Source organism: Snodgrassella sp. ESL0324 (assembly GCF_013344955.1).
GTDB lineage: Bacteria > Pseudomonadota > Gammaproteobacteria > Burkholderiales > Neisseriaceae > Snodgrassella > Snodgrassella alvi.
Genome location: NZ_JAAEDS010000012.1, coordinates 107,930 through 130,564, shown reverse-complemented (window position 1 = coordinate 130,564; position 22,635 = coordinate 107,930). Strand labels below are relative to the sequence as shown.

Genomic DNA, 22,635 nt, shown 5'->3' with positions numbered 1-22,635 from the left:
TATTAAATCAAATCACAGATATATTCAGGAGTTGAAATGAAAGTTTTATTATTAGGTGCACCGGGTGCCGGAAAAGGCACACAGGCACAGTTTATTACTGCTGCGTTTAACATACCGCAGATTTCTACCGGAGACATGCTGCGTGCAGCAGTAAAAGCCGGCACACCTTTGGGCATTGAAGCCAAAAAAATTATGGATGCGGGCGGGCTGGTTCGTGACGATATTATTATAGGTCTGGTAAAAGAGCGTATTGCCCAGCCGGATTGTGCTAATGGTTTCTTATTTGATGGTTTCCCGCGTACACTGGCTCAGGCTGAAGCAATGGAAAAAGCGGGCGTGCATCTGGATGCTGTAGTAGAGATTGCCGTACCCGATGATGTCATTATTGAACGCTTGTCCGGTCGCCGTGTCCATCTTGCTTCAGGCAGAACTTATCATTTGGTTTACAATCCGCCAAGAGTTAACAATATAGATGATGAAACTGGTGAACCACTGATTCAGCGTGATGATGATCAGGAAGAAACCATCAAAAAACGTTTACAGGTTTATCACGAGCAAACAGAAGTACTGATTGATTTCTATGGTAAACAGAATGATGCCAACGCACCGGATTATATCCGTGTAGACGGAACCCAACCGGTAGAAGCAGTAAAAACTCAGGTTCTGGCCGCCTTAAAACTTTGATGGCTGAATCCGGCTGTCTGTTCTCATAAGATTACAGACAGCTTTTTGCTGTATGACAAATGATAAACAGTATTTCAGAATAAAGCCGGATTGTATATCCGGTTTCGGAGCATGGTATGAAAGTTACCAAAACCGTATTGACTGTATTACTTCTTGGTGTTTGTGCTTATGCACTGGCACGCAGGGAAACTTTATATAACGAGCATTATATTGGACCTGATGAAAATCAGCCTTGGGAAGAGCAGGCTGTACCTATGCCAGCGTATCCTGCCGGTAATGAGCAATGGGCAGATATTTATATCAGCCAGACATATCAGGGCCAGCCAAAATTAATGCTGAACAGTATTCAAATCAATACAGACCATACTATCCATTATATTCTGAACCAGCAATCAGATCAGGGGATTAATAACCTTACTGCTGAAGCTATTCATTGCCCGACACGGCGCATGAAAGTGTTCGGATATGGTGACGATGTGAATAAACGCTGGATACAGCCGCGCAATAGTCAATGGAAAGTAATCGGTACCAGCCTGAATCAACTGGATAAAGTACGTTCGGTGCTGTATCAGACTTTCTGCGAAGACGGATTGCCCCGTAATCAGCAAGAGTTAATTAAGCGTATTACCACACGTGCCATGCGCTAGTAGGATATATCGTGGAATGGTTAAGTGATTCTCATATCTGGTGGTTACTAATTATCGGATTCAGTGCTGGTTTAATGGATGCAGCTGTCGGTGGTGGCGGGTTGTTACAGATCCCCGGGCTGTTTGGCGCATTACCACAGAAAACCATCACACCGGTCGTTCTGGGGGTAAATAAATTTGCTTCTGCCTGTGGTACTTTGGTAGCAGCTGTGCAATATACCAGACGTATACCCGTTCCATGGGCAATGCTGTTACCTGCCGCCGTCCTTGCATTTGCTTTTTCATATATGGGTGCTCATGTTGTGGAATATCTGCCCACAGCGTGGATGAAACCGTCCATTCTGGTTATTTTAATCATTATGGCGATTTATACCTTTTTGAAAAAGGATCTGGGTCAGGTTCAGCGCCAAAGCCAGCTGACCCGACGTGAGTATATTATCGGACTGTTAATGGGTGCCTTAATCGGTTTATATGACGGTATATTCGGTCCCGGAACAGGCAGCTTACTGGCTTTTATATTTGTTCGCTTTTTTGCCTTCGACTTTATTACTGCAACAGCATCTTCTAAAGTTATTAATCTCACAACAAATTTTGCCGCACTGATATTTTTTATTCCACATCAGTATGTCGTATGGCATTGGGCAATTCCACTGGCTATTGCCAATCTGAGCGGAGGAATCATTGGTGCCAGATTAGCAATGCGTGGCGGCAGCAAATTATTGCGTAAAGGTTTTATTATTCTTCTGTGTATTATGATTGGTAAATTTGGCTACGATTTACTGTAATTTCTGATTGCAGCATTGGTTTATACCGGGCTGCGCTTACACCGGAAAAAATCCTGTAATAATTGGGTGGATTCATTAGCCAGAACACCACCAATGATTGCAGTGTGTTTATTTAACTGCTGATTAGTAAATAAATTAATCACACTGCCGGCTGCTCCGGTTTTTGTTTCACAAGCTCCATAAATTACCCTTCTGATTCGTGCTTGTATTAATGCACTTGCACACATAGCGCACGGTTCCAGAGTAATATAAACATCACAATTTTCCAGACGGTAATTTCCCAATGCTTTACTGGCTGCCGTTAATGCCTGAATTTCTGCATGATGGCTAATATTACAATCAGCGATACAGCGATTGTAGCCATAACCAACCAGAGTGTTTTCACAGACAACAACAGCACCAACCGGCACTTCATTCAGTATAGAAGCCTGTTGCGCTGCATCCAAAGCCTGATGCATCCATTGCTGCATAACTGTTTCAGACGGAAAGACAGCTACTGGCGGATGCAGTTTAAGCTGCTTGCGCCAGTAATCTTTTTCTTCAGATGTAAACGATTGAACTGAGCGATCTTCCACTAGAGCAATAAATTGCCACAAAAGACTGTCTGTACAGCCTGTACTGATGCTTTTAAATTGTAAAAACGCCGTTAGCGCTCCGCGAAGATGTAAATCTTCTAAGCAATGTATATTAAGTTGTTTAAGAATAGCTATGGTTTTAGGTGCCAGCGGAGGCGTTGTTAACGGCGTGCTCATAGGTAAAGTGCAAATTTATTGTATTGTATCTTACTATAAATACAGGTTTGTGCTATTTGGAATTTTTATATAATAAATAATAGAATTATCATTCTACTGTACAAAATATCTTAAATAACAATTAGTTGCTAAGACTCATTAATATTACCAGACATATTATTTTGTGTTTGCTCAGAAATTGCCTGCACAATAGCTGCCCGGTGTATTTCATCACTATAATCCTCACATTGTTCGGGACTGATACCCAATTTAATAAATAAAACATTATCTTTTTCAACTTGAGGATTAGATGTGGTAAGCAATTTATCTCCATAAAATATAGAGTTTGCCCCTGCTAAAAAAGCCAGTGCCTGCATTTGCTCATTCATTTTTTCACGTCCTGCGGATAATCGCACATGTGATTTGGGCATCATAATACGGGCAACAGCAAGCATTCTGATAAAATCAAACGGCTCAATATCCTGTTCATTCGCTAAAGGTGTACCTTTAACCTTAACCAGATTGTTGATGGGAACACTTTCCGGATGTTCATCTAAATTAGCTAATTGAATTAATAAACTGGCTCTGTCTTTCAGAGATTCACCCATTCCAAGAATTCCGCCTGAGCAAATTTTAATGCCTGCTTCTCGGACATAAGCCAATGTTTGCAAACGTTCCGCGTAGGTACGGGTAGTAATGATGTTTCCATAAAATTCGGGTGAAGTATCTAAATTATGATTATAGAAATCTAATCCGGCCTCAGATAACGCATGAGCCTGATCCTGTGACAATTTGCCCAGAGTCATACAGGTTTCCATGCCCAGTGCTTTAACACCTTTTACCATCTCCAGAACATACGGCATATCTCTGGCAGTAGGATGCTTCCAGGCAGCACCCATACAGAAACGTGTTGAACCGATTGCTTTTGCAGCCTTGGCTTTTTCAATTACTTTTTGAACTTCAAGTAATTTTTCTTTTTCCAGACCAGTATCATAATGAACTGACTGGGGGCAATATTTACAGTCTTCCGGACAAGCACCGGTTTTTATTGATAATAAGGTTGAAACTTGCACTTTATTGGCGTCAAAAAATTGTCGGTGTATTGTTTGTGCTTTAAATATCAGATCATTAAATGGCAGTTGAAATAATTCGATAACCTCTGGTAGTGACCAATCATGACGAATAATGCTTAGCGACATAAAAATTCCCTTTAAATAACAGTCATAAAATTTACATTGCATGATAATACTTAACTTAATAATGTCAATTTCTCCATAAATCAAGTTTATATTTAAACAAATTAAAATCTGATTTTTTTACTGCATAAGTAAAGTGTATGATTACTATCTGGCTAGAAGCTCAGATAATTTTTGAAAAAGGGAATTTAATATGCAATGTTGTGTAATTATTACTGGTCATAGTCGGGGTTTGGGGCGGGCTCTCACAGAATATTACCTGACCAAAGAAGTTAAAGTTGTCGGTCTATCACGGCATGGCTGGGATAATCCGCCGGAAAAATTACTGGAATATTCAATTGATTTTTCTGATGCTGATGCTATGGCGACATTAATCCGGTCAGCCAGCTGGCAAAGTGGTCTTGAAAATAAAAATGAAATTATTCTGATAAACAACGCTGGTATGGTAGAGCCGAATTCAATAATAGGCCAGCAGGATTGTGATGCAATTATTAAAGCAGTAACTGTAAATATTACTGCACCATTACTATTAACTAATGCGGTGATTGCCGCTGCTCCGAAAGCTGAAATTCGCATTGCGCATATCAGTAGTGGTGCCGGACGGCATCCGGTAGCAGGCTGGAGCGTATATGGAGCTACTAAGGCGGCACTGGATCAGCACGCAGCAGTAGTAGCGGCTGAACAACATCCGCATGTACGTATTGCCAGTATTGCTCCCGGTGTTGTTGATACCAATATGCAGCAAAATATCCGTTCTGCCGATGCTGATAAATTTCCCATGGTACAAAATTTTATTGGCTTAAAGGATAAAAATCAGTTGCAAAGTGCTGAAGATACTGCAAAAAAAATTGCGGATATGATTGCTGCAGATGATTATGGCCGGCAAATTCTGCGCGATGTACGGGAACAGAATGGGGTTTGATATAATAAGCCCTTTTTGCTTTGGCTGATAACTATATGACCGGTATTACTTACCAGCAACAATTATCTGATAAACAGCACTATCTGGAGCAACTATTTGCAGACTGTGCTTTTCCGCCAATACAGATTTTCACTTCTCCGGCTTCTCATTACCGGATGCGTGCGGAATTTCGTATCTGGCATGAAGGAGACAGCTGTAGTTATGCTATGTTTACCCCGGGAGAAAAAGCCTGTTCCGGTAATGTATGTAAAATACGTGATTTTGCCATAGCTCATGAAAATATTAACTCATTGATGCCTGTTTTACTGAGCAAAATACAGGCCAGAGAAGAGTTAAAAACACGCTTATTTCAAGTTGAATTTTTAACAACACTGGCTGGCGATACGCTGGTTACTCTGATTTATCATAAAAAACTGGATGATGTCTGGGCTCAGTCAGCTAAATCGCTGGCCACCGAACTGAACATTCAGATCTTAGGACGCAGCCGTGGGCAGAAGGTAGTTCTGGAACGCGATTATGTTATTGAACGCTTAAAAGTTCATAATGAAATCTTTGAGTATAAACAGTTTGAAGGTGGTTTTACTCAGCCGAATGCAGAAGTTTGTCAGTCGATGCTGGGTTGGGCTGTTGATGTTGCTCAATCGATCAATGGCGGAGATCTACTGGAACTTTATTGTGGCAATGGTAATTTTACTTTGCCGCTGTCCCGCCAATTTCACAAAGTTCTGGCTACAGAAGTATCAAAAACTTCTGTACAGGCAGCGCATTGGAATATTGAAAATAATCATATCAATAATATTGCATTAGCCCGACTTTCGGCAGAAGAATTTACAGAAGCATTTACAGGCATCCGAACTTTCCGGCGATTGGCCAGCGAGCAGATTAATCTGGCTGATTATCAGTTCAGTACGGTTTTTGTGGACCCTCCGAGAGCCGGTATTGATCATGACACTCTTAAGTTGTTACAGAAATTTGATAACATTATTTATGTATCCTGTAATCCGGTCACTTTGCACGAAAATCTGCAAACATTATTAGCTACTCATAGCGTTAAACAGGCCTCCATGTTTGATCAGTTTCCTTTCACACCGCATATTGAATCTGGTGTCTGGCTAAAGAGACGCTGATTAAATTTAATTTATAAATAGCACTTTGTCTAAATGATAAAAAAACTGCCTGATAAAATTTATCAGGCAGTTTTTTTATCAAAAGAACAAATTAATTTTTCTCTTCAGTCTGAACTTTTTGACGTAAACGCAGTCCAAGCTCACGCAATTGTTTTTCGTCAACATGATTTGGTGCATCTACCAGTAAATCCTGCGAACGCTGAGTTTTCGGGAATGCGATAACATCACGAATTGAGTCAGCACCAGCCATCAGGGTTACCAGTCGGTCCAGACCAAACGCCAGACCTCCATGCGGAGGAGCACCGAATTTCAGGTTGTTCAGCAGAAAACCGAATTTATTCTGTTGCTCTTCCGGAGTGATTTTCAGTGCAGCAAATACTTTCTCTTGAATATCTGCACGATGAATACGAATAGAGCCACCACCGATTTCCCAGCCATTTAGCACCATATCATAAGCACGGGCAATACACTGATCCGGTGCAGATACCAGTAAATCCTCATGACCGGCCTTAGGTGCAGTAAAAGGATGATGCATAGCAGACCAGCGATGTTCTTCTTCATCATATTCGAACATCGGGAAATCAACTACCCATAATGGACGCCATTTGTCAGCAAAATAGCCGTTAGCAGCACCATGCTCGTGACCAATTTTAACGCGCAGCGCGCCAATAGCTTCGTTAACCACTTTGGCTTTATCAGCACCGAAGAAAATGATATCACCATTTTGTGCACCGGTTTTCTCAATAATAGACTGTAAAGCACGATCAGAAAGGAATTTCACAATCGGAGATTGCAAACCGCTATCTTCTGTATTATTTACTTTGCTAATGTCATTTACTTTGATATACGCCAGACCTTTTGCACCATAGATACCAACAAATTCTGTATAGGTATCTATTTCCTTCCGGCTCAGGCTGGCACCATTAGGTACACGCAAGGCAACAACACGGCCATTTTTCATATCGGCGGCCGCACGAAATACTTTAAACTCTTCCGTTTTCATCAAATCGGTTAATTCGGTAAATTGCAGATTTACACGCAAATCCGGTTTATCCGAACCATACAGGAACATAGCCTCATGCCAGCTCATGCGCGGGAAAACAGGCAGGTCTACAGCCAGAGCTTCCTGAAAAACCAGCTTAACCATGTTTTCAGTGATATCCATGATTTCGTTTTCACTTAAAAACGAAGTTTCAAGGTCTATCTGAGTAAATTCCGGCTGACGGTCAGCACGCAGGTCTTCATCACGGAAACATTTTACAATCTGGTAATAGCGGTCAAATCCTGCCACCATCAGTAGCTGCTTGAATAGCTGCGGAGACTGCGGTAACGCAAAGAATTCACCCGGAAATACACGGCTGGGTACCAGATAGTCCCGTGCACCTTCCGGAGTAGAGCGGGTTAACATCGGTGTTTCGATGTCTATAAATCCCTGACTGTCCAGATAGCGGCGGACAGCCATAGCAACACGATAGCGCAGTCGCAGATTATTTTGCATTACCGGACGGCGCAAATCGATTACGCGGTTAGTCAGACGTACATTTTCACTGATGCTTTCATCATCAATTAAAAATGGCGGGGTGGCAGCAGTATTGAGTATGTCAATTTCTTTGGCTAATAGTTCAATACCGCCGGAAATCATTTTATCGTTTTTGGTACCTTCAGGACGTGCACGTACACGACCGGTAATACTCAGTACATATTCGTTACGGGCAGAGTCAGCCAGAGTAAAAGCTTCAGGTGTATCCGGGTCAATTACTACCTGTACGATACCTTCCCGGTCGCGCAGGTCAATGAATATTACACCGCCGTGATCGCGGCGGCGATGTACCCAGCCTTTTACGGTAACAGTCTGGTCGAGATATTGCTCATTAATTAAGCCACAATAGTTGGTTCGCATTTTGATGCCTTTGTTACTATGATTACGGTTAATTGTGTCATTCAGGATTATCATTTCCGGCCAATCATGCATTAATGCGGTTTAGCTGGTTTGTGTAAAGAGAAAATAGCCTGTAATGACTGGTTGTGCGGTGGTTCATCCGGCTGCACCATACCCAGTGAAATAACATATTTCAGTGCATCATCCACGCTCATATCAATTTCGCGGACATCTTTACTGTTAACCATAATATAGTAACCACCTGTCGGATTAGGGGTAGTGGGCACATATACTGAAATATAATTATCTGACGAAGTTTCTTCAGGGTGGTGTGGCAAGGCGGATGCCAGTTTATCCGGTATGTGACCTGATACAAATCCGATAGTCCAGATATCCGGCTGAGGAAAGGGTACCAGTACGGGTGTTTTAAACGACTGCCGGGAATCTGACAATAAAGATTCAGAAACTTTTTTAACTCCGGAATAAATACTCTTTACGACAGGAATGCGCCCCCACAACGCATCCCAGGCAGCGAATATTCTGCGTCCGAGCATATTTGCTGCCAGTAAACCAGTAAAAAATACAACAATGATAGCAAACAGTAAGCCTAAACCATGAATCTTGAATCCCAATATTGCCTGTGGCTGCCAGTGAGCAGGCAGAATGTTGACAAGCTGATCTGCCATGCCAATGATATAGCTGATTACCCAGATTGTTACAATAATAGGTAACCATACCAGCACGCCAGTGAGCATGTATTTCTTTAATGATTTTTTCAGTTTTCCGCCCTCGGCAGGCTGTTGTGCCATAGTGTGATTAAGTCCTTTTAATTAAAGCCGGCTTAAAATTATCAAACTTTATATTATACCCATATTTGTTTGTTTTCACAGCGGCATTACTGAGATTAATTAAATTTAATTCAACAGTACAGATACTGAAAATTCAGATTGGCAAAATAACTGTATATTTTCAAAATAACATATTGGAATTTCATCTTAATCCGGATTTAATAATTTTAATAGAACTGAATAAAACCCGTTAATCGAGTATTAAATTTTTCATCTGCCTGATTTAATTTTATGCATGATTATCTGTACTGTTATTATCATCTCAGATTTCTATAAATCTAGTATTAAAAAGCTTTACGGCAAAAAAATTACTATAACATTTTTAAATTAATTCAGTATAATGTGATTATGATAATTACAAATAAATATTTATCTGAAATTAACAACAGCTTGTATGTCAAAAACTCTCGTAGTCAGTGGATGGTTACCGTGGTGGGTATTGGGTGTTTGCGGTTCTTATCTGCTGCCATCATCAGCGATTTTACCGTGGATATATGCTTTTTTTATTTTGTTAGTCTTCACATTTTTTACGCGCTGGCAGGTTTTTTTATTTGGTTGTGCTCTATGCGCCGGAATAATATTTGCATTATGGCGCACGGATAATTTATTACAAAATCAATGGCCGCTTACTGATAAAGCAAGTGTGCAAAATATTACGCTTACTGTAAGCGATATCCCTCAATATGATCAGCAACGCAGTCGTTTTGTGGCACAGGTTAAATTACCAGATGGACGGCAGCAGCAATGGCTACTGACAGATTATTCAAAACAACAATGGCCAGCTGGCAGCCGATGGCAAATAAAAGCAAAAGTGCGTGCCATAATCGGTGAAGCTAATAAGGTTGGTTTCAATCGTGAAGCATGGGCACTGGCTAATCATATCAGCGCTCAGGCTACTGTGGTAAAAGGTAAGCGCAAAGCACTTCCGGCTGTGTCCGGCTGGAAGGAAAAGCTCACAAGCTGGCGAATTTGGTGCGGTGGCCGATGGGAAACACAATCTCAGATATATCCGCAGGGCGTAGCATTAATAAAGGCGCTTACAGTCGGTGAACAGTCGGCATTACCGGCTGAAGCATGGCAGGTATTCCGTCCTTTGGGTTTAAATCATCTGGTCAGCATTTCCGGCTTACATGTAGGCATGTTAGCAATGCTGGCCGCGTGGCTGTGCAGCAAATGCTTACAATATCTTCCTTTTCAGATTTCACAACCATGGATACTGACACGTGGTGCAGCGGTAATTACTGCGATTGTATACAGTGCTCTGGCCGGATTTGCGGTGCCAACCCAGAGAAGTATGCTGATGATTATCATTCTGGCGCTGACGTGGCGGCGGGGGTATTTGCGAGCATTTCAAATTTGGTGGCTGACGATAGCACTTGTATTGCTGTTTGATCCTCTGGCCGTTCTTAGTGTTGGTTTCTGGCTTTCTTTTTTGTTAGTTGCAGTTCTGATGTGGGCAGGGGAAGGTGTAAATCATACAATTAAATTGTTTCAGTTAGTGCAGGCACAGTGGACTGCCGGGCTTGCTTCAGTCGTACTGGTAGCTTTCTGTTTTGGTTCAGTACCTGTCATGTCGCCATTGGTAAATGCTCTGGCCATTCCGTGGTTCACACTGGTTCTGGTACCAATAGCATTATTATCAATGATTATTCCGTTAGATTTCTTGCGTACTTTTGCTGCATATCTTACCGAACAAACTATGCAGATACTGTACACAATAGGCGAATATGCGCCGGAATATTATCCCGCACATGCGCCATTAGCTTTGTGGTTACGGCGATGCTGTCTGTTTTAATTATGTTGCTGCCCCGGGGCTGGCATCTGCGTCCGCTATGCCTGCTAATTTTATTGTTAATGCTCAGTTACCGACCGCCACGTCCTGCTCAGGGTGAAGCATTAGTTAGAGTATGGGACGTCGGGCAAGGTCTGGCTGTAAGCATTAGTACGGCTGGGCATGAATTATTATTTGATACGGGTACAGCATACGCTGCGCAATCGGTGTTATTACCTAATTTACGCGCAGCCGGTATCAGGCAACTTGATACGCTAGTACTCTCACATAATGATGCTGATCATGACGGCGGTGCTGTACTGATTAAAAAGCAGCTGCAACCTAAAAAAATCATCGCCGGACAAATTAGTGCATATCAGTTTCCTGTCCACCCATGTACAACCGGAGCTAACTGGCAGTGGGACAATGTCTGGTTTGAATTTCTTAATCAGCCAGTAGCAACTAATAAAAAAGGAAAAAATGATTATAGCTGTGTTTTAAGAGTAGTCAGTGCTGATAAAGCCGTGTTGATAACCGGCGATTTAGGAAAAAAAGGCGAGCAGGCCTTGTTAAAAGCTTATGGGGAAAAATTGTTTAGCCAGATTTTAGTTTTAGGTCATCATGGCAGCCGTTATTCAAGTGATGCTGCTTTTATCCAAACAGTTGCTCCTCAATATGCCGTAGCCAGTGCAGGCTTTGCTAATCCTTACGGTCATCCGCATATTCAGGTGCAAGCATTGCTGGCACAGGAAAATATTAGTCTTTTACGAACAGACCGGATGGGAGGAATACAGTTAATTTTATCCGAACGAAATTTAAGCTGGCAGCCATTACAGGTTTATAAACCATACTGGCAACGAAAACCGATGAAACAAACATCAAGGCTATAACAATTAAATGCCATAATGTCCTGGTGTATAATTATAAGAATCTGAAAGTAATCGGATAAAAGGAATCTGTATGTATTGGCGGAAAATTTGCTATTTAGGCATAGTTGTCTTAGCGCTGGCTGCTTGTGCTACACCTGAACAAAAAGCTGCCCGTCAGGCAGAGCGTACAGCAGCAGAAAAGGCAGCACAGCAAAAACTGCAGCTGGATCTGGCTGCACAGTGTGATACCCGTACTGCTGAATTAATGCGGGAACAAATGCAAAACCCGACATTTTTATCTGATCCTGCCAATGCCAAATTAGCAGAAGAATACCGGCAAAAAGTTAATTTGCCTATTTTTCAGAGTTGTTACAAGCTGGCATGGAATAATTATATTAACAAAATTAAATTGCAGCAGGCGCAGAACTGGGCAATGCAGCGCAGATGGGATGATGATATGGACTGGATGATGTTCCGCCCGCGCTGGTGCCGAGGGGTTCATAACGGACGCTCATACGTTTATCGTTGCTGACATCCCGTTAATGAGCAATATAAAACAGGCAGGTACAGGCTGCCTGTTATGCTATTAGTCTATTTTACTGGCTTAATACATCTACACCTTTGGGCGGTGTAAATTTGAACTGATTGCGATTAAACTGCGGATGAGTATTAAGCTGACTGAAAGTAATATTGGTCAGATTACCAAAACTGTCTTTCAGCTGCATATTGGCCAGATTGTCACCACGAAAACCAATACGAATATTCTGATAGCCTGTATCGCTTCGTTTTGGAATGGCCCGAACATAATCAATGCCATTACTGCTGCCATCATCTGACAAGGTATAATTGGCATTCAACGCTGATTTATTCGAAAGAATAGCTGCCGGAGAATCGCCAATGGTCTGATTCTGAGAGCGCTTGGTTACCTGAGCTAAGTCCTGATCATATAACCAGACAGTTTTACCATCACCAACAATAGTTTGCTTATATGGCTGTGTATATTCCCAGCGGAAAAGTCCCGGGCGTTGAATGGAAAATGTTCCTGAAGTAGTTTGAGTACGCTTTTTACTGTGAACAGTCTGACTGAACTGACCGGAAATACCATCTGTATCGGAATTGAATTTTTGCAGAGTATCAAGACCTCCGGCATAAGCCAGAGTTAAATTGACAGTTATAAAGCCGGTTAGTATTGCTTTACTCAAAATTCGCATTAATTACTCCTTTGATGAACTACTAAAGAATATTTTAGCTGCTCCTGAACAAAGATGAAACTAAATTAAGCTATTAATCTCTGTTTGAATAATTACAAAATAAATGAATAATGACAATAAGCTTAACAAATAAGGAATTTGAAAATATCTGGCCAATATATCAATCAATGATGGTATAGGGATTTTTTATTAGTTTACATAAAATTTCTAAGAATTTTTAGAAAATAAATTTGCTAATGAAAAAGCCTTAAGTGAAAAGCTCTTTCATCAGCAATATTGGTGCATTTAATGTTTAGCTGCCTGCTCAAAACGGGCTAAATTCTGTTTAGCCTGTTGAAGCTTTGATGTATTTTCGTTTAATTTATTTTGTAATTCAGCAATTTTTTCTGTATCTCCTTTAGCCTGAGCCTTGGCTAGTTTACGCTGTGTTTCACTGATTTTGCTGTCTAATTTATTAATTTTTTGAGTGTATTTTTGTCGTAAATCATCATTTGAGCAATTTTGAATGATGTCTGCTTTTTGTGCATTCAGCCGGTTAATTCGCTTTTGATTATGGTTAGCCTGTGCATATTGCAATTGTTTTTCAATCTGTTGCTGTTTTTCTTTACAAGTTTGCCAATTATGATCAGCTAGTGCAGGAATTGAAACTGCTAAAGTCAAAGTTAAAAGAACAGCTTTTGTTGTGCGTGAATAATACATTTTTAATCCTTTTATATATTAATAAATTGATATTGTAATTCATAATAGCTGATTAAAACCATTAAAATGTTAAATCATATTAAATCGCAGTTTATTTAGCAGCGACAGGACATGTATACTCAATCATAATTTTGCCACAACGTAACTTCTATATATGTCTATTGTCTTATTACTCGAATCTGCTTTGTTGAGTTGCCAGCCTGAGGAAAAATGTACGCTAAGTTTAACTGCACAAAAACTGTGCTTAGATACACCTGCGAATAGTCTGAGAAGGGATGAAACAGGTGAAATAGAAGATTTTCGTCTGGCCGGACATCCGCCGAAACCTGAATTAGTGCCTCCCTCCAGAGTTACAAACAGAAAATTAACTACTATAGAAGGTTATGCAGCTTTGTTGCATGCAGTTTGTCATATTGAATTTAATGCAATCAATCTGGCTTTAGACGCAGCCTACCGATTCAGATTGTTACCGGAAGAGTTCACTCGTGACTGGGTACGGATTGCTGCTGAAGAAGCAAAACACTTTCAGCTTATGCGTCAGCGTTTGCAAGCAACTGGATATGATTATGGTGATTTTTCAGCTCATAATCATTTATGGGATATGGCTTATAAAACTGCATTTGATCCATTACTGCGTATGGCTTTAGTACCCAGAGTACTGGAAGCACGAGGGTTGGATGTAACACCGGGAATGCGTAAGAAAATTGCTCAAAAAGGGGATGATGAAACTTGTGCTGTACTGGATATTATCTATCGTGAAGAAGTAGGGCATGTACGTGCGGGAAATTACTGGTATCAGTATTTATGTAAACAGCGCGGACTTGAGCCACTGACATTATTTCGTCGTTTACTCAATCGTTATGATTTATTTATTTTTCGCGGCTATGTTAATCTGGAAGCACGGGAACAAGCCGGTTTTTCCAGTTTTGAACTGGAAATGCTGGAAAATTTTGAGCAAAACCGCCAGACAAATATACACAACTGGCGGCAGGCTTTACAAAATTAAAAACAGCATATAGCCAGCACAGACTATATGCTTATCTGTAAATTTATTTCATCGCACTGCATAAAGCATTTACATTATAACGGAACATATCAATGTATGTAGCTGCCGGAGCACCTTTGCTCAGTGCATCAGAATAAAGACGACCGGATATTTTGGTTTGAGTCTCGCTGGCAATACGCTGAACCATCTTCGGATTTTTTATGTTTTCCATAAATATAGCTTTAATATGATCGCGCCGGATCTGGCTGATAATAGCGGCAACCTGACGGGCAGAAGGCTCTGCTTCTGTGCTCATACCTTGTGGCGCAATAAATTCAATCCGGTAACGTTTTGCCATATAACCGAAAGCATCATGTCCGGTTAACACTTTTCGTTTTTCTGCAGGCACTGCATTAAACATTTTGCTTGCCCAGTTATTCAATCCGGCAAGTTGTTGCTGATATGCAGTCAGACGCTGTTGATAATAGGCTTTACCTTGCGGATCCACACTAATCAGAGCATTAGCAATGTTGCGTGCATATATTTGCATGAGAACAGGGTCATTCCAGACATGCGGATCGGTATGCTGATGATGTCCGTGACCATCATCAGCCAGCATTAACGGTTTAATGTTCTGAGTAACAGTAAACAAAGGTACTCGGCTTTGCTGAGCGGAACGTTGCAAAGCAAGAGGTTCAAGCCCAAGTCCATTAAGCAAAATCAGTTTAGCAGTACGCATGTCACGTAAATCTTTACTTACTAACTGATACATATGTGCATCCTGATCAGTACCAATCAGGCTTCGTACCTGTACTCGTTCACCGCCGATTTGCCGTGTAACATCTCCCAGAATACTAAAGCTTGTGATCACCGGTAATGGTGCTGCATGAATTATGCTGGCAAAACCAGTCAGAAATAAAGTTAACAGACAGATTAACAGACCACGTTTCATCAATTAATATCCTAAAATGAGTTTACTGAAATTTTTTCAGGTAATACGATGACGGTGACGTTTATATAACCGCCATAAAATACCGTTTTCACAACCAATAAATAAAGACAGAATATAAACAAAACCACAGCACAAAATAATTGCCGGACCTGAAGGCAGATCTATATAGTAAGAAAGCAGTAATCCGATAAATCCGCAAACTATGGCAATACCGGCAGCAATCGTCATCATACCGCCCATTGTTTTATGCCATAGCCTTGCGCTGATAGCCGGTAACATCATCAAGCCTACAGACATCAAGGTACCTAAGGCCTGAAAACCAGCTACCAGATTCAAAACGACAAGTATTAAAAAGATAATATGCCAGAGTGTCCCTTTTCCGTTTACGGCACGCAGAAACAGCGGATCGATACTTTCCAGCATCAGCGGCCGGTAAATAACAGCCAGTATCAGCATGGTTATACTGCTGACTACCGCAACCAAAGTTAAGGCTGCGCGATCAACCGATAAAATTGAACCGAATAATAAATTCAGTAAATCGACGCTATTACCACCACGACTGACCAATACCACGCCTAAAGCCAGACAGGTAAGAAAAAAAGCTGCAAAGCTGGCATCTTCACGTACATCAGCAAAGCGGCTGGCCAGACCGGCCAGTAAAGCCATCAGTAAACCGGCAATAAAGCCGCCTAAACTCATTGCGGGCAGACTGAGACCGGCAATCATATAACCAGCGGCAGCACCCGGTAAAATTGCATGACCTAAAGCATCACCAACCAGACTCATGCGGCGCATCATCAGAAAAACCCCTACCGGTGCCGTCCCCAAAGCAAGAAATACAATAGAGCAGAGTGCATAACGCATAAAATCGTAATCAGCAAAAGGTTCTGTAAGTAAATGGACAATATTCATCAGTTTTACCTGTCACACCACTGGTTTTGTTCATATTGCTGCATAGCTGCCGCTGCCTTTTGCAGATTATTTTCTGTTATTACTTTATCTGTTTTACCCGCTGCAATTTTTTCACGGGCAATTAATAGCGTATTGGGGAAATAGGCTTGTACTTGTTCATAATCGTGCAAAACGGTAATAACAGTACATTTTTGTTGCTGCTGATATGTCTTGAGTATATCCAGTAAAGCAAATGTGGTTGACGCATCGACAGCATTAAATGGTTCATCCAGTAATAATACATTTGCATTCTGAATCAGCATACGCGCCAGCAATACACGTTGAAATTGGCCGTTGGAAAGCTGGGCAATACTGCGGTCTTTATATTGCAACATCCCTACCTGATTAAGTACATTAAAAATTCGCTGATACATGGTTTTAGATATACTGGCAAAAAAACCGGTTTCATACCATAAACCCATTGCTACCAGTTCAAATACACTCATCGGCTGGCTACGATCAATATCCGACTGCTGAGGCAGATAAGCAATATCGGAGCGCTGCAATTTTCCCCAGCTAATTTGGCCGCTATCAGGGCGAACAAGATGCATAATGGCTTTAAGCAAAGTTGATTTACCCGCTCCGTTCGGACCAAATATAGCCCACATCTCATTCATATTAAAATCAATATTGATATGATGAATAGCCGGTCGATGTCTGTAGCTCACAGTAACATTTTCAAGCTGAATACTCATGATCCGCACACCGCCCATGCATACATTAACCAGAGTAAAACCAGAATCAGGGTTACCCATGACAGACGTTTTATTGCTCCGCAAAGCAAGAGTGAAAACATACTGAGCCTTTAATAAGCAATCTTAATCAAGAATGTTACTATATAACATTACATAAATGATACCCTATAACATTATATATATGCAAAATGTTACTTAGTCTGTTCAGCAAATGTGAATGATTGGTGATGAGTGAGCATCCTGATGGGTAAACGATTCGGATGTAAAGCCTGCTGTAAGCGTACCGATAAAGGAGAGGGCAAACCAAGAATAGATGCAGCTATAGCTTCAGCGCATAGCGGAGCAGTAATCAATCCACGGCTGCCATGAGCGGTATTGATAAATGCTCCCGGCAGCCATGGACAGGGCTGAGTAAGCGGGTAGTTTTTATCCATACGTAACTGCGCATAATACTTGAACATAGCAGATGTATCGCCGATTGGTCCGACAACCGGTAAATGATCATAAGCATCACAGCGTATGGCTGCATGTCCCTGCAAAGGGTTATCAGAATCTAAGTTAGCTGCAAGATGCGGCATCCATTGGCGTAATTGCTGCCAGTTTTCTTTTTCGTCTTCACTGGTTAAATCATCATTGGTTTGATTGGGATGAAAGGTAGCGCCAAAACACAATTTATCACGCCATTGCGGGGTAATATAACTATTTGCACTCAATGCGCAGTGTGGCTGTACAGCCTCCTGTTTTATACTGGCTGTAGTTGTCTGACCGCGTATTTTATGAAGCGGCCATCCGGCTACCGGATACAAAAAATTACTTTCGGCTCCGGCACAAATGACAATATGTGATGCATTAAGTGAAAATGCCTCAAGCTGATTCTGACAATCTATCTGCCATAAATCCTTTTGCTGGCAAATAGCATTTACTTTTGTTGTTGTTAATACCTGAATCAGCGGGTGCATGAGCATATTCTGAATCCAGCTGAGAGGATTAATTGCAGCGCCATAAGGCCACCATAAACCACTATGCGGCAAATCTATACCGGCAATCTGACTGGCTTCTTCCTGTGTAACAGCATGAAATAATTTACTTTGCGGATTTTGATTAGCCAACAGCATATTACGTTGCTGTTCTTTTGAATTGAAATTCAGATGGATAACACCACAATCCAGCCAGCCCTGACCGGCAGGCAAACAGTTGCTGAGCAGTGCCCGGCTGTAGCCATAGCCAGCTAATAGTAGCTCAGTCTGAACTGTAGCATGGGCAGAAATTTTTGCGTATAACAGACCAAGATGATTGCCTGAGGCTGCGCTGGCAATTGTATGCTGTTCTATAACTGTTACTGCTATACCACGCTTTGCCAGAGCAAAAGCAGTGGCAGCTCCGGCAATACCTGCGCCAATCACCACAACGGATTTAACCGGTAATAAGTCCGGCAAGGTAAGCCATGGTTTATATCTGAATTCAGAATAAACGGGCGTCGTACTTGTACAGACTATACCGGGATTAAACTGAACCCATTGTTCATATACATGCGGCTGAATAAAAGTAAATTTTCCTGCATGACGAAATGGATAACTAAATACCGGCTGGTGCTGCCAGAATATTTTGGCTTCAAGCCAGAGCTGTACAATAATCTGGCCAGCAGGTGATTGTGCAGTTAAAGACTCAGGCCAGTCTTGTGCAATTATTATGATTTCTGCCTGCTCATCACTGCCTATCTTCTCAGCCAGTTCATCCGGCTTCGGCCACCCGTGGAAAGTATAAACGCTCATGGCTGACGAGCAGAGGTATGAGTTTCGGAAGAAGAACTAGCTCCCTGATTCAGCCATAACCATTGCTGCTGTAATGTTTGCCGCAAACTGTCCTGTTTTTGTTGTGAAGTGTGTAAACCGGCAGTCAGTTTCTGATAATCAATAGTAAAGGAAGGGCGGCTAAAAGTGCCATTAATGCGTAATGGCAGTAAATTTTGCTGCTGGGCACGCCGGGTAGCAATCAGCACATTATAATCCATTTGCTGCTGTAACCATTTAACACTACCCACACCTTTAATATCAAAGTTATCAGCATGCAATTCTATTCGTCCGTTTTTACTATTACCGTTCTCTACCGGAATAAACAGCTTAATAATACGGAATGGTGTTTGGCTGGTTTCATTGTAAGCAACGGTAGTCTGATTTTCACCGTTTTGCAGAATATTATTGATATCAATCCCATTCCAGAAACCCTGATGGATTTGTAATTTAGCATTACCAGTCAGAGTAGAAAGCCATTGATTACGGTTAATTCCATTACCATGTAACTCAAAATCGGCATCTGCAGTGCCATCAAGGTTATGCCAGCCAAATATATCTTGAAGAAAAGATTTAATCTGCACGTTATTTACATGTTGCTGAATTTTCCAGCTCAAAGGATTGGCATTACTAATCTGTAACATTCCCTGAGTGTTTCCGCCATACATCTGAATACTGAATGGTTGCAGTGTAAAATTATGCACATCAATTGAAAGATTGGTTTTCAGTTGATTCAGCTGCACTTTATGCGTCTGCAAAGAATCGATATTAAGCAGGATATTAACAGAACGGTTTTTAAACCAGTTTTGCCACAACTTTTGCCAGTCAGACGGAAGTATACCGGTAGTATTATCTGTATACGGGCGCAGATTTAGCTGAACAAGATGAATATTTCCATTCACTTTTCCTGAATTTTTATCACTTTGGTAATTTAAATTAATATCCACGGGCTGATTATCGAACAGACCTTGTAATACTAACTGTGCATTTCCGTTGTCATCCCCATGAAGACTACCTGTCAGATCACTGATAAACCGCGAATTAGGCAGGGCATTAACAGTATCCTGATGGCTGTTAACCGATAAATTACTAATTTTCCAATGCCGCATATCCAGCCAGTTTAACTGACCGCTCACGGTTAAAGCAGTTTGATATAAATGACTTTGCCAGCCGCTATCAATCTGAAATTGTGATAAAGACCATTGATTCTGTATCCAGCTGGTATTACTGGCTGATAAAGTTGCATTAATCTCATTATCACCAATTTGTGCGGTAGCTACACCGTTCAACTGTGGTAATAAGAGTTTAGCCCAACCAAGTTGCCAGTTCTGACCATTACCTGATATATGCAACTGATTATGCTGACTGTGCCATTGCCATTGGACAGCAGTTGTCTGAAAAAGCTGCTGCTGAGGCAGCCAGCGTGCATCAAAATGCCATTGGCCATTACTATCGCCCAAAGAAGGTAGTTTAGTTTTTACTTCCAGATTGACATCCTGCCATTGCATAACCGCATCAGGACGGTAAACAGCACTTAGTTGACATTGCATAGTCTGCATGTATTGGCCGCTGAGCGTCCCATCCAGTTTAAGCAAACTGTTATTACCAAGATTATGCCATTGTAAATTTAGCTGATTAATTTTCTGAATATGTTGTCCGTCATTGATACGGAAGCTGGCATTTTCCAAAATAAAGCGATTAATTTTCAATTGATTATTTTTATGTTGTTGTTCCCATAAATCGCTCAGATTCCATTGCCCCTGACTATCTCTAACAAGATTAACGTGTGCATTTGTAAGCTGTAATTTTTCAATTGTCATGCGACCGAACAAGCTTTGCCACCCTAAACCAATTTTCATATCATCAATATGAATATCGTCTGCTTTGCTGAATTTATTTTTAATACGTACATTGTGCAAAGTAACTGTCGGGCGTGGAAACATAGCACGGTTTATATCCTGGTCAAAAACAACCTGATGGCCACTATTTGCCATCATGGCATTTGCCCGTTTATTAATTTCTTCTGCATTAAATAAATAATGCAAAACGGCTATATCAATGGCCAGCAAAAGGATAATGCTCAGGCAGCTGAATACGATCAGCTTCAACCAGAATTTGCCTGAATGCAATAAGGAAATCATATTGAATTAAAATTGGATTATTCTCAAAAACTTTATTCTGATTTATCATCAGAACAAAGAAACAAAATATATTTTTATATAAAACAAATTCAATCAATAAAATAAAAATATCCTACTGATTAAATTAGAAACCAACAATCAGCTTAGTCAATTAAGTAAACGAATCTATTGAAAGACCAGAGATTGTAAGATAAAGATAAATGCCAGCCTGTTTAACAGACTGGCTGCAAATCTAATGATGCATATGATGATTATCTGAACTAGAAGAACCGACACTGACAGGAACATTAAGCATTAACGGTTTGGCATAACGAAAAGTTAAACGCACCGGAATTGTTGTCCCTTTTACTAAGGGCTTTTTTAAGCCCATTAACATAATATGCATTTTTCCCGGTTGAAGCTGCGTCACCTTACCGGCAGGCAAGGGCAGACCTTGCGGTAAAGGGCGCATTTTCATAACGCCATCTACTTCGGTTGTTTCATGCACTTCACTAGACATTGCCACCGGGCTGGACACACTCAGTAAAACATCATCTTTATCTGAATGATTATCCAAATCCATAAATACACCACTGGAAGACATTCCCGGCACACTGAACCGTGCCCATGCATGATTAGCAACAATACCTTGTGCCAATACCAAACCTGCATATGAAGCCAATAAAGTCGAAAACAAAATTTTTTTCATAATTATCATCTTTATAAAAGCAGATATAAAATTTGTTGTACCCGTATGACCTTAACCGGAGCAAGTTGCCATAAAAACATTATACAGCTAAATGCGGAGCAATAATTTGTAAAAGCTGGGCAAGAATTTTGGGATTTGCAGCAACAATATCCCCACTATCCAACCAAGTTTGTTCACCATGCATATCAGTAACAATACCACCAGCCTCCTGCACAATCAGAGCACCACCAGCAATATCCCAGGGTTTCAGGTTAAACTCAAAATATCCGTCAACTCGGCCACAGGCAACATTACATAAATCCAGAGCAGCAGAACCTTCTCTGCGACCACCGGCTGTTTTAGCCAGTACGTCTTTTAAAATTGCTAGATAGGTATCCATCATGCTTTGGTCAACAACTGGAAAACCTGTAGCTATCAGGCTGCGCAATAAATCACTTCGATTGCTAACCCGAATACGCTTATCATTAAGCAAAGCGCCTTGACCTCGGCTGGCAATATATAAATCATTCTGTTCCGGTGCATAAACTAGTGCTTCGGCTAAAGTACCTTTATGCAGCAAAGCCATAGAAATAGCGTACTGTTTATGTCCGTGTAAATAATTGGTTGTACCGTCCAGCGGATCAATAATCCATTGATATTCCGCATTAGTATTACCTGAATGACCAGCCTCTTCACTCAAAACAGCATGATGAGGATAGACTTCCTGAATAGTGTTAACAATAATATGCTCAGCCTCGCGGTCTACATCTGAAACAAAATCATTAGCAGCTTTATTATCAATTTTAATGTTGTTTAAATTGCTGCTGGCACGATGCATCATTTGGCCGGCTTTGCGTGCTGCTTTCCACGCAGTAGTTAATATAGGATTCATGCTAATTCTCGAGATAGGGCTTAAAAGCTAAAACAGATATACAATGGGTATTTTAAAGAACAAATGCCGCATAGAAACACTGCGGCAATATAAACAGAATTTTGCCAATTATACGACAAAAAGTGTTTTTGCCAAAATTATGCTCTCGTAGCAGATTGAAAGGCCTGATTTTGCTATAATACGCAGAATTTCT

The 22,635-nt window shown here is 41.0% G+C and carries 22 protein-coding genes; 9 read left to right on the top strand and 13 right to left on the bottom strand.

Annotated elements, in window-relative coordinates; all coding sequences use genetic code 11:
* Positions 1-36: 36 nt before the first annotated feature.
* The 3 genes from adk (at position 37) to GYY70_RS02765 (ending at position 2,116) form a co-directional block, all read left to right on the top strand.
* On the top strand, positions 37-684 hold the full coding sequence (adk, locus tag GYY70_RS02775; protein ID WP_037394928.1) for an adenylate kinase: 648 nt from the start codon (positions 37-39) through the stop codon (positions 682-684).
* A gap of 116 nt (positions 685-800) precedes the next feature.
* Positions 801-1,331 carry a CNP1-like family protein gene (locus GYY70_RS02770; protein ID WP_174831227.1) on the top strand — a complete coding sequence of 177 codons (531 nt, stop codon included), beginning with the start codon at positions 801-803 and terminating at the stop codon, positions 1,329-1,331.
* Positions 1,332-1,339: 8 nt separating this feature from the next.
* Positions 1,340-2,116 carry a TSUP family transporter gene (locus GYY70_RS02765; RefSeq protein WP_025330726.1) on the top strand — a complete coding sequence of 259 codons (777 nt, stop codon included), beginning with the start codon at positions 1,340-1,342 and terminating at the stop codon, positions 2,114-2,116.
* A 20-nt stretch (positions 2,117-2,136) separates the two neighbouring features.
* Here the strand turns inward: GYY70_RS02765 and tadA are convergent, their stop codons facing one another.
* Positions 2,137-2,868: a tRNA adenosine(34) deaminase TadA gene (gene tadA, locus GYY70_RS02760; protein WP_174831226.1), complete on the bottom strand. Its 732-nt coding sequence runs from the start codon at positions 2,866-2,868 to the stop codon at positions 2,137-2,139.
* A gap of 128 nt (positions 2,869-2,996) precedes the next feature.
* Positions 2,997-4,046, bottom strand: coding sequence for a biotin synthase BioB (bioB, locus tag GYY70_RS02755; RefSeq protein ID WP_174831225.1), 1,050 nt, complete (start codon positions 4,044-4,046; stop codon positions 2,997-2,999).
* 190 nt (positions 4,047-4,236) lie between these two features.
* Between bioB and GYY70_RS02750 the strand changes: the two genes are divergently transcribed.
* Together GYY70_RS02750 and trmA are read left to right on the top strand one after the other, a co-directional pair.
* Positions 4,237-4,965 carry an SDR family NAD(P)-dependent oxidoreductase gene (locus GYY70_RS02750; RefSeq protein WP_174831224.1) on the top strand — a complete coding sequence of 243 codons (729 nt, stop codon included), beginning with the start codon at positions 4,237-4,239 and terminating at the stop codon, positions 4,963-4,965.
* A 35-nt stretch (positions 4,966-5,000) separates the two neighbouring features.
* Complete coding sequence (gene trmA, locus GYY70_RS02745; RefSeq protein WP_174831223.1) at positions 5,001-6,092, top strand: tRNA (uridine(54)-C5)-methyltransferase TrmA; 1,092 nt, start codon at positions 5,001-5,003, stop codon at positions 6,090-6,092.
* A gap of 91 nt (positions 6,093-6,183) precedes the next feature.
* Here the strand turns inward: trmA and aspS are convergent, their stop codons facing one another.
* Positions 6,184-7,992: an aspartate--tRNA ligase gene (gene aspS, locus GYY70_RS02740; RefSeq protein ID WP_174831222.1), complete on the bottom strand. Its 1,809-nt coding sequence runs from the start codon at positions 7,990-7,992 to the stop codon at positions 6,184-6,186.
* Between the two features lie 71 nt (positions 7,993-8,063).
* Positions 8,064-8,780 (bottom strand): DUF502 domain-containing protein, encoded by a 717-nt coding sequence (locus tag GYY70_RS02735; RefSeq protein ID WP_078475603.1) that lies wholly within the window; start codon positions 8,778-8,780, stop codon positions 8,064-8,066.
* Positions 8,781-9,213: 433 nt separating this feature from the next.
* Between GYY70_RS02735 and GYY70_RS02730 the strand changes: the two genes are divergently transcribed.
* The 3 genes from GYY70_RS02730 (at position 9,214) to GYY70_RS02720 (ending at position 11,991) form a co-directional block, all read left to right on the top strand.
* Entirely contained in the window at positions 9,214-10,614 is a 1,401-nt protein-coding gene (locus tag GYY70_RS02730; protein ID WP_174831221.1) for a ComEC/Rec2 family competence protein, read from the top strand.
* Positions 10,599-11,480 (top strand): ComEC/Rec2 family competence protein, encoded by an 882-nt coding sequence (locus GYY70_RS02725; RefSeq protein WP_174831220.1) that lies wholly within the window; start codon positions 10,599-10,601, stop codon positions 11,478-11,480. Before GYY70_RS02730 ends, GYY70_RS02725 begins: the two co-directional genes overlap by 16 nt.
* 70 nt (positions 11,481-11,550) lie before the next feature.
* Entirely contained in the window at positions 11,551-11,991 is a 441-nt protein-coding gene (locus tag GYY70_RS02720) for a hypothetical protein (RefSeq protein WP_174831219.1), read from the top strand.
* Between the two features lie 64 nt (positions 11,992-12,055).
* On the opposite strand, the gene lolA is transcribed toward GYY70_RS02720, so the two are convergent.
* Positions 12,056-12,670 (bottom strand): outer membrane lipoprotein chaperone LolA, encoded by a 615-nt coding sequence (lolA, locus tag GYY70_RS02715; protein ID WP_174831218.1) that lies wholly within the window; start codon positions 12,668-12,670, stop codon positions 12,056-12,058.
* Between the two features lie 285 nt (positions 12,671-12,955).
* Positions 12,956-13,369: a DUF1090 domain-containing protein gene (locus GYY70_RS02710; RefSeq protein WP_174831217.1), complete on the bottom strand. Its 414-nt coding sequence runs from the start codon at positions 13,367-13,369 to the stop codon at positions 12,956-12,958.
* Between the two features lie 154 nt (positions 13,370-13,523).
* Here GYY70_RS02710 and GYY70_RS02705 point away from each other — a divergent pair, with 154 nt between their 5' ends.
* Positions 13,524-14,375 (top strand): ferritin-like domain-containing protein, encoded by an 852-nt coding sequence (locus tag GYY70_RS02705; protein ID WP_174831216.1) that lies wholly within the window; start codon positions 13,524-13,526, stop codon positions 14,373-14,375.
* A 43-nt stretch (positions 14,376-14,418) separates the two neighbouring features.
* Here GYY70_RS02705 and GYY70_RS02700 read toward each other — a convergent pair whose 3' ends face one another.
* The 7 genes from GYY70_RS02700 to GYY70_RS02670 all read right to left on the bottom strand — a co-directional run bounded on the left by GYY70_RS02700 (position 14,419) and on the right by GYY70_RS02670 (position 22,442).
* A complete protein-coding gene (locus GYY70_RS02700) occupies positions 14,419-15,306 on the bottom strand; it encodes a metal ABC transporter substrate-binding protein (protein WP_174831215.1) in 888 nt (295 codons plus the stop codon).
* 36 nt (positions 15,307-15,342) lie between these two features.
* A complete protein-coding gene (locus GYY70_RS02695) occupies positions 15,343-16,218 on the bottom strand; it encodes a metal ABC transporter permease (RefSeq protein WP_174831214.1) in 876 nt (291 codons plus the stop codon).
* Positions 16,219-16,223: 5 nt separating this feature from the next.
* Positions 16,224-16,952, bottom strand: a complete 729-nt coding sequence (locus GYY70_RS02690) for a metal ABC transporter ATP-binding protein (protein WP_174831648.1) — start codon at positions 16,950-16,952, stop codon at positions 16,224-16,226.
* Between the two features lie 191 nt (positions 16,953-17,143).
* Complete coding sequence (gene mnmC / locus GYY70_RS02685) at positions 17,144-18,724, bottom strand: FAD-dependent 5-carboxymethylaminomethyl-2-thiouridine(34) oxidoreductase MnmC (RefSeq protein ID WP_174831213.1); 1,581 nt, start codon at positions 18,722-18,724, stop codon at positions 17,144-17,146.
* Complete coding sequence (locus GYY70_RS02680) at positions 18,721-20,850, bottom strand: AsmA family protein (protein ID WP_174831212.1); 2,130 nt, start codon at positions 20,848-20,850, stop codon at positions 18,721-18,723. Before GYY70_RS02680 ends, mnmC begins: the two co-directional genes overlap by 4 nt.
* 265 nt (positions 20,851-21,115) lie before the next feature.
* Positions 21,116-21,571, bottom strand: a complete 456-nt coding sequence (locus GYY70_RS02675) for a copper chaperone PCu(A)C (RefSeq protein WP_174831211.1) — start codon at positions 21,569-21,571, stop codon at positions 21,116-21,118.
* 79 nt (positions 21,572-21,650) lie between these two features.
* Complete coding sequence (locus tag GYY70_RS02670; RefSeq protein WP_174831210.1) at positions 21,651-22,442, bottom strand: inositol monophosphatase family protein; 792 nt, start codon at positions 22,440-22,442, stop codon at positions 21,651-21,653.
* Positions 22,443-22,635 lie beyond the last annotated feature (193 nt).

Excerpts from the sequence above, each read along its gene's own strand:
- adk (WP_037394928.1), top strand. The coding sequence starts at position 37 with ATGAAAGTTTTATTATTAGGTGCACCGGGTGCCGGAAAAGGCACACAG.
- GYY70_RS02770 (WP_174831227.1), top strand. The coding sequence starts at position 801 with ATGAAAGTTACCAAAACCGTATTGACTGTATTACTTCTTGGTGTTTGT.
- tadA (WP_174831226.1), bottom strand. The coding sequence starts at position 2,868 with ATGAGCACGCCGTTAACAACGCCTCCGCTGGCACCTAAAACCATAGCT.
- bioB (WP_174831225.1), bottom strand. The coding sequence starts at position 4,046 with ATGTCGCTAAGCATTATTCGTCATGATTGGTCACTACCAGAGGTTATC.
- GYY70_RS02750 (WP_174831224.1), top strand. The coding sequence starts at position 4,237 with ATGCAATGTTGTGTAATTATTACTGGTCATAGTCGGGGTTTGGGGCGG.
- trmA (WP_174831223.1), top strand. The coding sequence starts at position 5,001 with ATGACCGGTATTACTTACCAGCAACAATTATCTGATAAACAGCACTAT.
- aspS (WP_174831222.1), bottom strand. The coding sequence starts at position 7,992 with ATGCGAACCAACTATTGTGGCTTAATTAATGAGCAATATCTCGACCAG.
- GYY70_RS02735 (WP_078475603.1), bottom strand. The coding sequence starts at position 8,780 with ATGGCACAACAGCCTGCCGAGGGCGGAAAACTGAAAAAATCATTAAAG.
- GYY70_RS02730 (WP_174831221.1), top strand. The coding sequence starts at position 9,214 with ATGTCAAAAACTCTCGTAGTCAGTGGATGGTTACCGTGGTGGGTATTG.
- GYY70_RS02725 (WP_174831220.1), top strand. The coding sequence starts at position 10,599 with ATGCTGTCTGTTTTAATTATGTTGCTGCCCCGGGGCTGGCATCTGCGT.
- GYY70_RS02720 (WP_174831219.1), top strand. The coding sequence starts at position 11,551 with ATGTATTGGCGGAAAATTTGCTATTTAGGCATAGTTGTCTTAGCGCTG.
- lolA (WP_174831218.1), bottom strand. The coding sequence starts at position 12,670 with ATGCGAATTTTGAGTAAAGCAATACTAACCGGCTTTATAACTGTCAAT.
- GYY70_RS02710 (WP_174831217.1), bottom strand. The coding sequence starts at position 13,369 with ATGTATTATTCACGCACAACAAAAGCTGTTCTTTTAACTTTGACTTTA.
- GYY70_RS02705 (WP_174831216.1), top strand. The coding sequence starts at position 13,524 with ATGTCTATTGTCTTATTACTCGAATCTGCTTTGTTGAGTTGCCAGCCT.
- GYY70_RS02700 (WP_174831215.1), bottom strand. The coding sequence starts at position 15,306 with ATGAAACGTGGTCTGTTAATCTGTCTGTTAACTTTATTTCTGACTGGT.
- GYY70_RS02695 (WP_174831214.1), bottom strand. The coding sequence starts at position 16,218 with ATGAATATTGTCCATTTACTTACAGAACCTTTTGCTGATTACGATTTT.
- GYY70_RS02690 (WP_174831648.1), bottom strand. The coding sequence starts at position 16,952 with ATGAGTATTCAGCTTGAAAATGTTACTGTGAGCTACAGACATCGACCG.
- mnmC (WP_174831213.1), bottom strand. The coding sequence starts at position 18,724 with ATGAGCGTTTATACTTTCCACGGGTGGCCGAAGCCGGATGAACTGGCT.
- GYY70_RS02675 (WP_174831211.1), bottom strand. The coding sequence starts at position 21,571 with ATGAAAAAAATTTTGTTTTCGACTTTATTGGCTTCATATGCAGGTTTG.
- GYY70_RS02670 (WP_174831210.1), bottom strand. The coding sequence starts at position 22,442 with ATGAATCCTATATTAACTACTGCGTGGAAAGCAGCACGCAAAGCCGGC.